The organism is Hyphomonas sp. NPDC076881 (assembly GCF_050269995.1).
Lineage (GTDB): Bacteria > Pseudomonadota > Alphaproteobacteria > Caulobacterales > Hyphomonadaceae > Hyphomonas.
Map to the genome: position 1 here is coordinate 37676 of NZ_JBNNJJ010000007.1, position 14688 is coordinate 52363.

The window sequence follows — 14688 nt, forward strand, 5'->3', positions numbered from 1 at the left end:
AGCGCTCAATTCAATCGCCGGCGGCATCCGTACGGATTGAGGCGAGCGCCTCTTTCAGCATTTCATCTTCTGCAGCGACAAGAGGCGACCTGATGGCGATATCCGGGACGACGCCGCGAGCATTGGCGTTGCCGCCGGGCCGGATAATGTGCGCCTTCGGAAAATTTACGATGATGCCGGTTCGGGAGAGCGTGAACTGCTCCATCGCGCCATAGGTGCTGGCGCGATCAGACGTTTCTTCGCCGAGGATGCGGGCGAATCCATAGTCCTGCGCGAGGGCGGCGACCGTCACCGTATTCGAGTAGGAATGCCGGTCGATCAGCAGATACACCTTGCCTTCAAAGCGCTGACCTTCGCGCGGCTGTGTGTCTCCAAGGTCGAAGTCGACCACGTCGCCGGGTTTGGCTTCTGCAAAGGCGGCAAACTGCGCCGAGATCGAACCCGTGTCGCCGGGCGTCAGGCGGCGTGCATTTGAAGCGGTGGCTTGAGCGCTGACGCGGAGAAGGAAGTTCGAGGCAAAGCGAAAAGGTTCATCGGCAAACCAGGCGACCATATGATCGCTGAAGGAGTTGTCGCCCCCGGGATTGCTCCGAACATCGATCAGCACAGCAGGGACGCCAGCTTCGAGTGATGGGATACATTCTGGATAATCGGAAAAATCACATTATTTCGATCACATCATGCAGGGAGAGTGATCAATAAAAGGGTATTTTATCGATCATGATGTGCCAGGACGGGGTTCGTTTGAGGCGTCATGAAGGAAATGGGCTCGATGGCTGTAGCTGCAGGTAATCCAGCGCGCGCTTTGTCATCCCACCGGGGCGGGGGCAGGCCAGATCATCGCGCAGGCAATTGAGCAGTTCCTGCGAAGGGCGCGGGAGTCGCCAGACTGATACATCGCATACCGATACGGCCGGAATCCACGTCCGGGAGGGCGAGACAATGATGCCGGATACGGCTGCGTCTGCGATCAGGCAGAGCTTGTCATTCTGCCTGAGCCGGGATTGCGGCCGGTCCATTCCCGGCCCGGTCCCTGCGCCGGATGCCATGCATGATCCGGTATAGCGCCGGCAGAACAATCAGGGTAAGGAGCGTTGAAGAGACGATACCGCCGATCACCACCGTGGCCAAAGGCCTCTGGACTTCGCTGCCCGCACCGACATTGAACGCCATAGGCACAAAGCCGAGACTTGCGACGAGGGCGGTCATCAGGACTGGCCGCAATCGCTCTGCGGCTCCCTCACGGATGGCCGCCACGAGATCCATGCCCGCTCCGCGCCTGGCCTTGATGAAGCTGAGCATCACGACGCCGTTGAGTACGGCCACGCCTGACAGGGCGATGAATCCCACGCCTGCAGAGATAGAGAGCGGCATGTCCCTGAGGGCCAGAGCAGCGACGCCGCCCGTCAGGGCGAGGGGGACACCGGAGAACACAATCAGGGCATCACGCGCCGTGCCGAACAGCATCATCAACAGACCCAGGATGAGCAGGAGCGCGACCGGGACAACGATGGCGAGCCGGTTGCTGGCCGACACCAGCTGCTCGAACGTGCCGCCATACTCGATCCAGTAACCGGGCGGAGCAGCGACATTGGTTGCGACAGACGCCTGAAGCTCCTCCACAAATGAGCCAAGATCGCGGCCCCGGACGTTTGCTGTCACCACGATCCGCCGCTTGGCATTCTCACGGCTGATCTGGTTAGGGCCCATGACGACCTCGACAGCCGCAAGCTCGCTGAGGGGCAGGAAGGTGACGCCATCTTCGGACAGGCGCGACTCCGGCAGGGGAACCGGCAGGCGCTCGATGGCCCGGATATCCCCCCGAAGCGCTTCCGGGAAGCGGACAACGATATCGAACCGGCGGTCGCCTTCGAACAGCTGGCCGGCGACTGTGCCGGCAAGCGCCGTCGAGACGACATCCTGAACATCGGTCACACTGAGACCGTACCTGGCGAGCGCGTCGCGGTCAGGCATCACCGACAGGACCGGGAGACCGGTGATCTGCTCGATCCTGAGATCCTGCACGCCGGGAATTGCCGAAGCGGTCGCTTCCACCTGCTCGGCCGTTTCAAACAGCAGGTCGAGGTCATCACCGTAGATCTTCACCGCTACATCGCTGCGCACGCCGGAGATAAGTTCGTTAAATCGCATCTGAATGGGCTGGGTGAACTCATAATTGTTTCCTGGGATCTGTTCGGCTGCGGCCTGCATCGCTGCGACCAGATCTGCCTTGCGCCTTTTCGGGTCGGGCCAGTCGCTGCGGCCCTTGAGGATCACATATGTGTCGGCCACGTTAGGCGGCATCGGATCGGTCGCGATTTCGGCCGTGCCGATTTTGGTGAAAATCCGCTCCACTTCCGGGAACGCCCCGAGGCGCTTTTCCAGCTGAGCCTGCATCCCCACCGCCTGTGTGAGGCTGGTTCCGGGAATGCGCATGGCGTGGAGGGCGATGTCGCCTTCATCAAGGTTCGGAATGAACTCCGAGCCAAGCCGCGTGGCGCCATAACCCGCCCCTGCCACGAGAAGCAGGGCTGCAAGGACGGGCACTGCGGGGTAGCGGATCGCCGCCTCCAGCGCCGGCCGGTAGAGCCGGCCGGCGCTGCGCATGACAAAGCTTTCCTTTTCCTCGACCTTGCCCCGGATCAACAGCGCGACCGCCGCAGGTACGAAAGTCAGTGAAAGGATTAGGGCGGCGGTCAGTGCCATCACAACAGTCAGGGCCATCGGATGGAACATTTTGCCTTCAATGCCTGTCAGGGCAAAGATTGGCAGATAAACCACCGTGATGATGATTATACCGAAGATCGATGGCTTGATGACTTCGGCCGTTGCGGACGCGGCGACATCGAAGCGTTCTTCGCGGGTGAGTAGTCTTCCCAGCGAGTGCTGCGCCATTCCAAACCGCCGGAGGCAGTTTTCGACAATGATCACGGCGCCATCCACGATCAGGCCGAAGTCGAGCGCGCCGAGGCTCATAAGGTTGCCCGAGACGCGGTTTTCCACCATGCCCGTGATGGTCATCAGCATCGAGAGGGGAATCACCAGCGCCGTCAGGATCGCTGCCCGGATGTTTCCGAGCAGGAAGAACAGGATGACGATGACGAGGAGGGCCCCTTCGACCAGGTTTTTCTCCACAGTCGCAATGGTGCGGTCCACAAGCGCCGTGCGATCATAGACTGTTGTGAGCGAGACACCCTCCGGCAGGCCCGGCCGGATGGCTTCGAGCCTGGCATCCACTGCCTGCGAGACAGTCCGGCTGTTCTCACCGGCCAGCATGAAGGCTGTGCCCAGAACGATCTCTTCGCCGTTCTGTGTCGCGGCGCCAGTGCGGAGTTCTTTGCCAGTTTCCACAGAGGCGATATCGGCGATCCGCACCGAAGTGGCGCCAAGGTCGCGAACCACAATCTGCCGCAGGTCTTCAAGGGCCGACGCCTGTCCGGGAACGCGCACGAGATTCTGCTCGCCGTTGCGTTCGATATAGCCTGCGCCGACATTGGCATTGTTGCGTGCCAGCGCATCAAGCACATCTTCGAGCCTCAGGCTGAAGGCTGACAGGGCCGGGGGATCCGGGATGATGTGGATTTCTTTCCTGTATCCGCCGATGGTGTTGACTTCGGTGACGCCCTTGACGCCGCGCAGTTGCGGAAGAATGACCCAGTCATTCAGGGTACGGAGTTCCATCGCGTTCCACGGCGTGCCGTCGGACATGGTGGCGCCGGGCTCGGCCGACAGAACATACATGTAGATTTCCCCGAGACCCGTGGCGATCGGGCCAAGCTGTGGGGTGACGCCCGGCGGCAGCGCGTCCCGTACAGATTGGACCCGCTCCGACACAAGCTGGCGCGCGCGGTAGATGTCGGTGCCATCTTCAAACACCACGGTCACCTGGCTGAGGCCATAACGCGAGATTGAGCGGGTATAGTCGAGGCTGGGAATGCCCGCGATGGCGGATTCGATGGGGAAGGTGATGCGTTGCTCAGTTTCGAGCGGCGAATAACCGGGGGCTTCCGAGTTGATCTGGACCTGCACATTGGTGATGTCGGGAACAGCGTCGATGGGCAGGCGCTGGAAGTTGTAGATGCCCAGTGCCGCGAGCCCGGCCACAATGGCGAGTACGACCCATCTCTGGGCAATCGAAATGAAAATTATCCGTTCAAGCATGATTGTGAACCTCTAATGGTCGTGGCTTGCGCCGGATTTTTCGATGTCGGCCTTGATCAGGAACGAATTGGCTGTGACATAGGCTTCGCCAGGATCGATACCCCCGAGCACTTCGACGAATTCGCCATCGCGCCGGCCCAGATCGAGCATACGGACTTCATAGGTGTCGCCATGTCTGGCAAAGACGACCGTGAAGTCGCGGAAACGCTGAAGCGCGCTCTCGCGCACGGCCAGAGGGACTTCGGTAGAAGCGACCTCGGCGGAAGCGGTTACGCGCATGCCAGGCCGGAAACCGCTCTCACGCGGCAGCGGCACACGGGCGATCAGGGACTGGGTGCCACGTTCGGCAAGTGGCAGGAAGTTGTCGATCTTTCCGGTGGCTGTCAGATCACCACCTGCCAGGCGTACCTCGACGGACTGGCCTGCCTGTACCCGCGCCGCATCCTTCGGAAATACATGCAACTCGGCCTGTACGGCGCCCGTATCGGCAATGACAAACAGAGGCTCACTTCCGGTTACGTCCCCTTCATTGGTGCGGCGCTCAAGGATTGTGCCGGATATTGGGGCATTCACGAGGTAGGTCTGAAGGCTGCTGGAGTTTTCGACCTGCGCGAGCGCTTCGCCTTTGCGAACCATGTCGCCGACTGTGCGTGTGACCCTGAGGACGCGGCCCGGGTAGACGGCGCGAACGTCAGCGCGCGCAGAGGGGGTCAGCTGGATGGTTCCGGAAAGGTCCACGCGCTGACGGATCACTGCGGGACCAGCTGGCTCTGTCTTTACGCCCGCCTCGGCGGCAAAGTCGCCGACAATGGTCGTGCGCCCTTCATAGGATTCGTATGTCCATCTGTAAGGCTTCGCGCCGCGCGAAGCCTCGACTTCGACATCAAAGGAGTGTGGCTCGCCAACGACGCCGTCGCCCCTGAGATAGTCAGCTTCGGGGCTGAACCGGAATACATCCCGCTTGCCGCCGAGACGCGAGAGCGTGATTGCCAGATCAACTGAGGACGGATCAATGGACTTGCCGGACAGGGTGGGATAGATCCTGTATTGCGGCGCTGCCCCGCTTTCAAAGAGTGTGACCTCCAGCGCGAAGTCGCCGTCCTCCAGAAGGCGCCCGCCATGAGGGCCTTTTTTGGGTTCAGCCTCATCATGACTATGGTCATCATGCCCGCCATGTACTCCGGTTTCCGAATGCTCCTGGTCGTTTGACCTCGAGGGCGCAGAGGATGCGCCGCAGGCTGAAAGCGCGCCTGCAAGGAGAAGCGCGGCAAGGCTTGCGGCAAGAAGGGAAGCAGAGCGTTTCATCGGGAGGACTCCTGGAGAGAAGCAGGCAGGTTCGCGGCGTGGAGGCGCGCGAGGGCAGCTTCGGAAAGATGGTAGGTTCGGATCAGATCGAGCCGCTTGTCGCGCAGATCAAAGAGGAGGCGCTGCGCATCGAGTACATCGAGATAGGAGAAGGCGCCGCGAGCATAGCCGTCGTTGGCCAGCTCAACCGAGCGCTCGGCTTCCGGGATCGCGCCACCCTCCAGCCCTTTAACGGCCTCAAGCGCGTTCAGCGCTGCCCGTTCGAGGCGGGCGCTTTCCCGCAACAGATTCTGACGAAAGGCATCCGCCTGCGCTTCGGTCTGGCGGCGGACAGATGCGGCTTTCTGCTCGAGCGGGGCCGCGCGGGAGGCCGCTCCCAGAGGGATCGAGACGCCGCCGATCACGGCAAGGCTTTCATCAATTCCCATTTTCCGCGTGCCGGCGCTCCAGGTGATGTCGGCGACACGCTCGGCTTCTGCAAGACGCAGAGCGGTGTCTGCCTGTCGGCGGGCTGCGCTCAGGCGCGCGAGTTCTGGAGACTGGCTGGCATCGAGCGTGTGCGGCGCGTGGCTGCTTTTCGCGGACAAACCACACAGATCGACCTCAAATACCTGATCATCTGGCGGGGTTGCAAAATGGTCCCAAAGCGCTGCCTTGAGTTCATCGGCAAGCGCCGCAAGCCGCATGGCCTCGCTTTCAGCCGTGAGGGCATCAGCGCGGGCGCGGGCTCCCGCCAGCAGGGGATCGCGGGCGGCTGCCACCCGATGACCGATCACGCGTTCAGCTGCCTGAGCCGCCTCCAGCCGATCCTCAGCGAGCGCAAGGCGTTCCAAAGTGATCGCGAGTTCAACATAGAGGGTCTGCACTTCGTGCGCGACGTCTGCGACACTGATGGCAATCTCCGCTTCTGCGAGGATGACGCTCGTCTCAGCAAGTGCAATGCGGGCATTGCGTTTGCCGCCGCGCTCCCAGACCCGGTTAAAGGTCGCCGTGACTTCAAGATTGTCGATCTCGCTGCCCAGGCCCAGACCGGGGAAGTTTTCATAGTCGATAGTGATCGTGTCCGCTGGCGGGAGGGCGGCAATGGCGCGTTCCGAGCGCGCCGTGGCAACACCCGCGCGGGCAGCTGCTGGCCTGAGGTCGGCGGCAAGCGCGCGCTGAACTGCTTCGTCAGATGACAGATAAATTGTTGCTGACGCGCTGTTTCGCGGGCAGGTCTCTGCTGCCGCCGGGAGGACGCCGGACGCTGCAGCGAGCGCGCAGAACGCGCTCAAATATTTGAGTTTCATGGAGTTCTTTTCCCAAACCTGATGCTGTTACCCGGCATATGCACGCAGTTGCGCACATGCCCTGGAAGGGATCAGGTCCTGGGAGGGCGTTCCAATGCTACAGCGGCGCCAGAGCGAGCCTTATGGTCATTGAAGGGCCAGGAGACGCTGTCTTTATCGATCAGTGTGGAAAGTTCAAACGCTTCCGGCCGGGTCATCGGCACATGGCAGCTGCCATGCACGTGAAGACCATGCTCGTGGGAGACCGGATCGTGCAATCCGGCATATGGGGTGTCGTACAATTCCATATGCAGGGGCGCGCAGGCGTAATGTGCATGCGGGTCGCAGACCGGCGCTGTACTTGCCGGCAAGGCCATGAATGCACCTGCCAGGAGCAGGGGCATGATCCGGCTGAGCAGGCGGCGCATGACCTTTATCATCGCTACTTCATTAGCCGTTTTTCCTGCAAAGTCATTATGACTTTCCTGCCGAAATGACGCATCCTTTTGATTTTGCGTAATATTATTCCATATCGAGGGCGGGGTTTCTGCCGGGAGGGGAGTTTCTCACGACTGGAATGACGCTCTGCCCAAACCGTGCGAAACCCGCGCCTGTGAGCAACGTCGCCTCAAAGCGGAATTGTTCCCCCAGAAAGCTGGCGAGCAGGCTGCCCGACATCCGATGTCCTGAGGATCCGGAATGCGCCCTCGGGCGACACCCTCCACCTACTGACGGGGTTGGGTTCATCCGTATTTCCCGCTCAACAACACCCCTTAGGCCCAGGGCGAAGGCTTGCCCGATACCGAGGGGTTACTTTCCCGCAGGCCCCGGCGATGGACCTTGTAGATGGGTCTGCACAAAAGTCTGAATGCCGGGCCTGTCGGCTTCCCCCATCCGGCGGGGTAATGCTCTGTTCAATTGCTCCGGGGAATAAAAGTGCGCCTGCGGACCAAAATTGAGTCGCACGCCTCAAATGAGCAAATCAGCCGGGATTTTCTCGGGTCGGGTGGTCCAGGAATGGGGTCAAGTTCAATCGAAGCCGCGACTAACTCAAATACTGGACCACTTTTCCGGAGGCAGACCACTTAAGCCAGTGAAGCGTATTCGCACGGTCCAACGGCCGCTTCCCCCTTTCCAATGGGTGGCGGTGACAGCCATACTTCTGCGAGTCTTCAAACCCCGCCAGAAAAACGGATGCCCTCTGATGTTCCCTCCTGTCTCCGTCCCGCGCCCGAACCGGATCAGAACCGCAGCTGCAGCGTTCCTGCTCACTGCCGCCTCAAACTGTTCTGCGCCGGGGGCGCCGGTGCCAGGCAATGAGGCGACCGGTAAACAGCCCGTTGCAGACATCATCTTCCTCGGCAATCACATAATCCCGATGGACGGCTCGAGTATCGAGGCCGTGGCAGTTGTCGGTGATACCATTGCTGCAACGGGGGCTCGCAATGCGGTCCTGGCAATGCGGGGCGAGGGAACCCGCGTCGTGGAGCTTGGGGAACGCGCACTCCTGCCGGGGTTCATTGATACGCACAGCCATCTTCCATTTGTGGGCGCGACAACGCTGATGGCGAACCTTGCCTCTCCCCCGGTCGGAACGTCTGAAACCGTCGCGGATATTCTGGAGAAACTAAGCGAGAAGATCACTGCCGAACAGATCACCCCGGGAACCTGGGTTTTGGGTTATGGGTATGATGACTCTCTGTTGGCGGATCAGCGCCATCCGACACGGCAGGATCTCGACAAGGTATCGACCGAGCATCCGATCGTCCTGCTTCATGTGTCAGGGCACCTTATGGCGACCAACAGCAAGGCGCTGGAGATTGCCGGCATCACTGCAGAAACGCCCGAGCCAGCAGGCGGCCACATACAGCGCTATGCTTCGGGAGAGCCAAACGGCGTGCTTGAAGAGACGGCGACCTATCCTCTGCGTCAATATATGCTTGAGGCTTCACCCGAAGCGTTTGAAAAGCAGGTCAATGCGGCCGTGCAGGTTTATGCGGCCCAGGGGTTCACGACGGTTCAGGATGGTGGCAGCTCGCCAGCCGTCGTCGGCGCGCTTAAGGGGCTGTCGGCGAAGGCGGTTTTTCCGATTGATATCGTCCTTTATCCCATCATGACGGGCGCTATCGCCTGCACCCAGGAAAATTTCTACGAAGCGCAATATGAAAGGGGTGTCAGGGTTGGCGGCGTGAAGTTCATGATTGACGGATCGCCGCAAGGACGGACCGCATTCCTGACGCAGCCCTACGCTCTGCCTCCGGAGGGGAAAGGCGCCGACTATCGTGCCTACCCGGCCATTGAAGCAGGGTATTATTTCAGCAAGATTGATGAATGCCTCGACAATGGGGTTCCGACCCTGTCGCATGCCAACGGTGACGCGGCGATCGACATGATGCTGGACGGTGTTGAATCAGCTGTTGCAGGGGAAGAGAAACTCCCGGATCACCGCGCGGTCATCATCCATGCGCAACTGATCCGGGAAGATCAGTTGGATCGTGTGGCAGACCTCGGGGTCGTACCATCATTTTATTCCGCCCACCCCTTTTTCTGGGGCGACTGGCACAAGGTTATTTTTGGTCCCGAGCGGGCATCAAGGATCAGCCCGCTTCGATCTGCGATCAACCGGGGTATTCATTTCACAATCCATAATGACGCGCCGGTGATCCCGCCCATGTCAATGCGGTTGGCCGAAATTACGGTAACGCGGAAAACCCGCAGCGGCGTCGTGCTGGGCGAGGAGCAGCGCGTCACGGCATATGAAGCGCTCTATGCTCTGACGATGGGCGGGGCCTATCAGTATTTCGAGGAAGACAGCAAGGGATCGATCACAACGGGCAAACGCGCCGACCTGGTAGTTCTCGAGACCGATCCGCTCCTCATAGATCCCGACGCCTTGGGCGAAGTTGCGATTGTCGAAACCATTGCCCGCGGCAAGTCTGTCTACGTCAATCCGGACTTTGAATGACAGGATATGATCGCGGCGCCGCTCTCAAGGGGCGGCGCCGGCGTTTCAGGACATTGATATCGCGATCGTTTTGCTGCGTGTGAAATGTTCCACCATCGCTTCCAGAGATGCTTCACGCCCCAGCCCGGACCTGCCAAATCCACCATAGCTTAGATTTGGCTGGATCGTCAGGTTCTGGTTGACCTGTACATATCCGGCATTGATGCGCCGGGTTGCATCCAGCGCGATGGCCAGGGAATTGGTCCACACGGTGGCGGCCAGCCCGTAATGCGTGCTGTTGGCCGCTTCGATCACCTGCTCATAGTCCGTCCAGGGAATGATGCAGGTTACAGGACCAAAGATCTCTTCCTGAACCAGGGGGCTGTTGGGCGGTGGGTCAATGACAAGCGTCGGCTGCATGAACAGCTTGGGGGACAGGTGCCGGGCGGTTGGAAGATGTGAGCACCGGATTATTTCCACGCCCTCAGTGGCCTCCGCGATCTCGACATAGCGCGAAATGGTCGCAATCTGTTTTTCGGAGATTACTGTGCCAATATCCACCGCCTCATTCAGCGGATCGCCAATGACCAGCCGGTCGAGTGACAGTTTCAGGTCTTCGACAAAACGTGTGAAGATGGTGTTGTGCACATAGATGCGGCTTGCTGCCGTGCAACTCTGCCCCTGGCGTGTGAAGCGCATGCCGTTGACCGCTCCTTTGACGGCTTTCTCGACGTCCGCGTCGTCGCACACGATCATCGGGCTCTTGCCGCCAAGTTCAAGGCTGACAGGGATAATCCGGCGCGCGCCGGCTTGATACACCAGTTCACCTGCCGCTTCCGATCCGGTGAATGTGATCTTTGCAACATGCTCATGATCGCACAATGCCGCGCCGCAGGCAGTGCCCGTGCCGCAGACTACATTGACGACACCCGGCGGCAGCAGAGAGTTCATCAGGAGGCAGGCGGCAATTGTCGCAAATGGCGCTTCTTCGGATGCCTTAACGACGACTGTGTTGCCAGCGACCAGGGCCGGCGCGATCTTCAGCATCATGAGTACCAGAGGTACATTCCAGGGCAGGATCGCGGCTACCACCCCTAGAGGTTCACGCATCGTAACCGCGAGGACCGCTGGATCAAAGGGGATTGTCTGGCCTTTGAGTTCCGAACCGAGGCCGCCATAGAAAATGGCAAGATCTGAAGCAACAGAGAGTTCGCCCCGGCACTCCGTACGCAGAGCCTTTCCGGTTTCCATGGCAAGAAGAACCGATAGTGTTTCGGCATGTTCACGGATCAGGCGGCCGGCTTCTGCAATCAGGCGGCCGCGTTCGCGAGCGGGTGTATGCGCCCACTGGCCGCGTGCGGCGTGCGCTGCCTCCACCGCACATGCGACATCGCCGGCATCACTGGCTGCCGCCAGGCCAAGCGTTTCGAGAGTGGCCGGGTTGAGGACTGACAGGGCGCCGCTTGCCGGCAACAGCTTGCCGCCGGCAAGATTGGCCGTGCCGATCAGATTGATCCATTGCCGCGCGGATTCCTGAGGGTTTGCCCCGGCATCGGGGAAAGGCCCAATACTTAAACTCATTGCGCGCCACCTTGCTTGTCTGACGGGGTCGTCTCGGCGATCCTGCCTGGGTTGTCCTTCAGTCCGTACCACACATATGAAAGGCGTTGTCCGATCCGCCGGAATGGTGAGAGGGGGCCGAAATGGGGCAGGGCGGACTTGAAAATTGGAAGGTCCATTCCCTCCGTTTTGCCCATCGTAAGATTGGCCAGATGATAGCCTGCCTGCGCGGAATACATGACGCCGTTGCCACCATACCCTATCGCGTAGAAAATGTCCTTGCTGCGCTCCGGCTGGAAAATGCGAGGCATCATGTCATGGCTGACATCGACCCATCCCCACCAGGAATAGTCGAGTTCGATGCCGGCAAGCGCCGGGAACTTTCGAACCATGCCCTGTTTCAGCACATTGAGGTGCACAGCGTCTGGCGCGCCTTTCCCGGTGATGGCGCTCCGGCTGCCGATCTGAAAACGACCGCACGGCAGAAGGCGGTAATAGTGCCTCAATATGCGTGTGTCGGTGAGGGGCGAGCGGACCCTGATGTTACAATCGGCGAGCTCTGAGGCAGTCAATGGCCGTGTAACGATGGAATTAGACAGGATTGGAAGCAGCCGGTTGCGTGTGCGGTTGTGCAGGTGCTGTGATGTGTAGCCGCCGGTGGCGACACATACCTTCCTCGCGGTGACCGTTCCGCCCGGCGTGTGGAGCACCTGTTTGCCTGCGTGTTCTGACCAGCCGGTCACAGGGCTGCTGGTATGTACTCTGGCACCGAGACTGCGCGCGAGCCTCAGGTATCCGAAGGCCAGTTTTGCCGCGTGTATGCCGACGCCGTCGGGTTCCCACATAGCGCCGTGCGCTTCGTGATCGCCCACATGGTCCGCTTTGAGTTCGTCGGCCGAAAGCATGCGTGCGCCGTATCCGAACGTCTCGTTGAACAGGTGCGTCTCCGCCGCCATTGCAGGAAGCCGGGCGGGCGTGTGAGCGATGTAGTAGTGGCCGCCTTCCTGAGGATCGCAGTCTATCAGATCATCGCTGATAAGATCCCGGAAACGGGCAAACGCTGCGAGCATCTCGGTGTGCATCGCTTGCGCGGTCTCCAAGCCCCAACGCTGAATCCACTCCGACCGTTTGAGGCGGCCCGCCGAAAGCTGTGCCTGCCCGCCATTGCGTGTAGAGCACCCCCAGGCAACCCCATTTGCCTCGAGCACGACGGCCTTGACGCCATGCTCTCTGGCCAGATGAATGGCGCAGGAAAGCCCTGTATAGCCCGATCCAATAATAACGACGTCTGCATCAATATTGGCCGTGACTGGACCATCGTCCTCCGGTGGTGGGCCCGCAGTTGCGATCCAGTATGTGGGCGCATACGCGCTGCCATGGCCGGGTATAGCCTGGCGAAGCGGATCGTATTGGGGATCATAGCTGCTCAGTTCTGAGAAGGTAGACATTTACATTCACCCTTCAGCTTGCATTGACTTTGAAGGGAGGGCGGGATTTGCGGAAAGCCTGCTTCACCGTGATCAGTCCGTCACTGTGCGTGAACAGGTCTGCGCCTTCAGCTTCGATGCGCATGCCCTCGGCATTCGTCCCGACGAACAGCCACTCGGACACCGCGCGGTCACCGGCCAGAAAGTGTCGATGCTCCTTCCACTGCGCATCCGGCATGTCGGTCCAGACTTTGACAAAGGCGGCGGCGATGGCAGCGGTGCCTTCGATCCGCGCGCCGCAGACCAGAGGGCCTGCGACAGGGAAAAAGACGCAATTATTGGCAAAGGGTTTCATTACTCCGGAAATGTCGTGCCGGTTGAAGGCATCGAATACGGATCGGAGTGTTTCGGTCGTCAGAGGTTCAGGCATCACATGTACCATGGGCATGGAAGGATCGTTCCCGCGCCGGATGGGCGGCGGTGTGGCGGAGGTTAGGGGTGAGGGGTAGAGAAAGAGGAGGCCGGAAGTTCAGGAGCTGTCGCGCCGGGCCCAGTAGTCGTTAAGGTCGTGCCTGACTTCGGAGGCCATCATGTAGAGGCCCAGAATGTTGGGCAGGGCCATGACGTAGATAATCGCATCAGCGAAATCGAGCACAGCGCCGAGCTTGATGGTGGCCCCGACAATAATGAACAGGCAGAAGACAAGGTTGAACGCCTGCAGCTTGATTGCGCCGCGGCCGAACAGATAAATCCACCCCCGCTGCCCATAATAGGCCCAAGCTATCATCGTGGAAAACGCAAACAGGAATGCCACGGCACTGAGCGGATAGGATGAACCGTGAATGGCCGTCTCGAAGGCAAGGGAGGTAAGCTCGATACCGGCCAGGCCGCCGCCCATGATCGTTTCCTGGTCCAGAACGAGGACCAGCACCAGTCCGGTCAGTGTACAGATCAAGACTGTGTCGATAAAAGGTTCAAGCAGGGCAACAAAGCCCTCTGTCAGCGGCTCGCTGGTCCTGACTGCTGAATGCGCGATCGAAGCGGACCCAAGCCCGGCTTCATTCGAGAAAACTGCTCTCTGAAAACCCAGGATCATCACGCCAACCACGCCCCCGGCTACACCTTCGGGCGAAAATGCTTGGGTAGCTATGGTTGATATGGCCCAGGGAAGCCGCGTGATGTTCATGAGCACGATAGCCAGTGCGCCCGTGACATAGGCGACGATCATCAAAGGCACGATCTTGTCGGCAATCCGTGCGATGCGTCGCATTCCGCCAACGATCACCAGACCCACGATCAATGCCAGCACGCAGCCTGTGATCCAGTTGCGCCCCTCCAGGGCGCCTCCCGCACCGCCAGAGAGTGTGTAAATCTGGGCGGCTGCCTGATTAGACTGGAACATGTTTCCGATGCCGAGGCATCCGACGACAATGCTCGCTGCAAAGAAGATGCCGAGTACGCGGCCGATCCGGGGCATGCCGCGCCGTGCGAGGCCGCGTTGCAGGTAGTACATCGGTCCGCCAGAGACGACGCCTTTGTCATCAATTTCGCGGTATTTTACGCCAAGCGTGCATTCGACGAACTTGGTTGTCATGCTGATCAGGCCGGCAATGATCAGCCAGAATGTAGCTCCGGGTCCGCCGAGGCTTAGTGTGACGGCCACACCGGCGATGTTGCCTATACCGACGGTTCCCGAGAGTGCGACGGACAGTGCCTGGAAATGCGACACCTCACCTTCCGCCTGGCTGTGGGATCGCTTTGGCCAGACAAGTTTCACAGCATGGAGAAAACCACGCAAGTTGATGAAGCGAAGATACACGGTGAAGAATAGAGAGCCCGCCATCAGCCAGACGACGATCAGCGGTACGCTCGCCCCGCCGACATCAACCGAGAAAAAAATGAAACTGGAAAGCGCGGTTGTCAGGGGCTGCACCAGATCATTGATGCGCGCGTCAAGGCTCACCGCAGGCGACGATCTCAGGAAATCAATCATCGCTGGGTCTGGCATACTGGAAATCCTGTT

10 protein-coding genes are annotated in these 14688 nt (G+C 60.1%); 1 reads left to right on the forward strand and 9 read right to left on the reverse strand.

Going from position 1 to position 14688, the window contains the following annotated elements; genetic code table 11:
• Positions 1–10: 10 nt before the first annotated feature.
• The 5 genes from ACQKI2_RS09155 to ACQKI2_RS09175 all read right to left on the reverse strand — a co-directional run bounded on the left by ACQKI2_RS09155 (position 11) and on the right by ACQKI2_RS09175 (position 7162).
• Entirely contained in the window at positions 11–637 is a 627-nt protein-coding gene (locus ACQKI2_RS09155) for a S41 family peptidase (RefSeq protein ID WP_427379525.1), read from the reverse strand.
• 347 nt (positions 638–984) lie between these two features.
• Positions 985–4161: an efflux RND transporter permease subunit gene (locus ACQKI2_RS09160; protein ID WP_427379394.1), complete on the reverse strand. Its 3177-nt coding sequence runs from the start codon at positions 4159–4161 to the stop codon at positions 985–987.
• A 12-nt stretch (positions 4162–4173) separates the two neighbouring features.
• Positions 4174–5466 carry an efflux RND transporter periplasmic adaptor subunit gene (locus ACQKI2_RS09165; RefSeq protein WP_427379395.1) on the reverse strand — a complete coding sequence of 431 codons (1293 nt, stop codon included), beginning with the start codon at positions 5464–5466 and terminating at the stop codon, positions 4174–4176.
• The gene (locus ACQKI2_RS09170; protein WP_427379396.1) at positions 5463–6755 is read right to left on the reverse strand and encodes a TolC family protein; all 1293 of its coding nucleotides are present in this window, start codon (positions 6753–6755) and stop codon (positions 5463–5465) included. Before ACQKI2_RS09170 ends, ACQKI2_RS09165 begins: the two co-directional genes overlap by 4 nt.
• 71 nt (positions 6756–6826) lie before the next feature.
• Positions 6827–7162, reverse strand: a complete 336-nt coding sequence (locus ACQKI2_RS09175; protein ID WP_427379397.1) for a hypothetical protein — start codon at positions 7160–7162, stop codon at positions 6827–6829.
• A gap of 776 nt (positions 7163–7938) precedes the next feature.
• Between ACQKI2_RS09175 and ACQKI2_RS09180 the strand changes: the two genes are divergently transcribed.
• Positions 7939–9699, forward strand: a complete 1761-nt coding sequence (locus tag ACQKI2_RS09180; RefSeq protein WP_427379398.1) for an amidohydrolase — start codon at positions 7939–7941, stop codon at positions 9697–9699.
• Between the two features lie 45 nt (positions 9700–9744).
• Here ACQKI2_RS09180 and ACQKI2_RS09185 read toward each other — a convergent pair whose 3' ends face one another.
• From ACQKI2_RS09185 to ACQKI2_RS09200, 4 genes are all read right to left on the reverse strand, one after another.
• Positions 9745–11259 carry an aldehyde dehydrogenase family protein gene (locus ACQKI2_RS09185; RefSeq protein WP_427379399.1) on the reverse strand — a complete coding sequence of 505 codons (1515 nt, stop codon included), beginning with the start codon at positions 11257–11259 and terminating at the stop codon, positions 9745–9747.
• On the reverse strand, positions 11256–12686 hold the full coding sequence (locus ACQKI2_RS09190) for an NAD(P)/FAD-dependent oxidoreductase (protein ID WP_427379400.1): 1431 nt from the start codon (positions 12684–12686) through the stop codon (positions 11256–11258). Before ACQKI2_RS09190 ends, ACQKI2_RS09185 begins: the two co-directional genes overlap by 4 nt.
• Before the next feature lie 13 nt (positions 12687–12699).
• The gene (locus ACQKI2_RS09195) at positions 12700–13095 is read right to left on the reverse strand and encodes a nuclear transport factor 2 family protein (RefSeq protein ID WP_427379526.1); all 396 of its coding nucleotides are present in this window, start codon (positions 13093–13095) and stop codon (positions 12700–12702) included.
• Between the two features lie 99 nt (positions 13096–13194).
• Entirely contained in the window at positions 13195–14658 is a 1464-nt protein-coding gene (locus ACQKI2_RS09200; protein WP_427379401.1) for an alanine/glycine:cation symporter family protein, read from the reverse strand.
• Between the last annotated feature and the right edge of the window lie 30 nt (positions 14659–14688).

Coding starts and splice junctions, on each gene's coding strand:
- ACQKI2_RS09195 (WP_427379526.1), bottom strand. CDS start 13,095: ATGCCTGAACCTCTGACGACCGAAACACTCCGATCCGTATTCGATGCC.
- ACQKI2_RS09165 (WP_427379395.1), bottom strand. CDS start 5,466: ATGAAACGCTCTGCTTCCCTTCTTGCCGCAAGCCTTGCCGCGCTTCTC.
- ACQKI2_RS09200 (WP_427379401.1), bottom strand. CDS start 14,658: ATGATTGATTTCCTGAGATCGTCGCCTGCGGTGAGCCTTGACGCGCGC.
- ACQKI2_RS09190 (WP_427379400.1), bottom strand. CDS start 12,686: ATGTCTACCTTCTCAGAACTGAGCAGCTATGATCCCCAATACGATCCG.
- ACQKI2_RS09160 (WP_427379394.1), bottom strand. CDS start 4,161: ATGCTTGAACGGATAATTTTCATTTCGATTGCCCAGAGATGGGTCGTA.
- ACQKI2_RS09170 (WP_427379396.1), bottom strand. CDS start 6,755: ATGAAACTCAAATATTTGAGCGCGTTCTGCGCGCTCGCTGCAGCGTCC.
- ACQKI2_RS09180 (WP_427379398.1), top strand. CDS start 7,939: ATGTTCCCTCCTGTCTCCGTCCCGCGCCCGAACCGGATCAGAACCGCA.
- ACQKI2_RS09185 (WP_427379399.1), bottom strand. CDS start 11,259: ATGAGTTTAAGTATTGGGCCTTTCCCCGATGCCGGGGCAAACCCTCAG.
- ACQKI2_RS09175 (WP_427379397.1), bottom strand. CDS start 7,162: ATGCGCCGCCTGCTCAGCCGGATCATGCCCCTGCTCCTGGCAGGTGCA.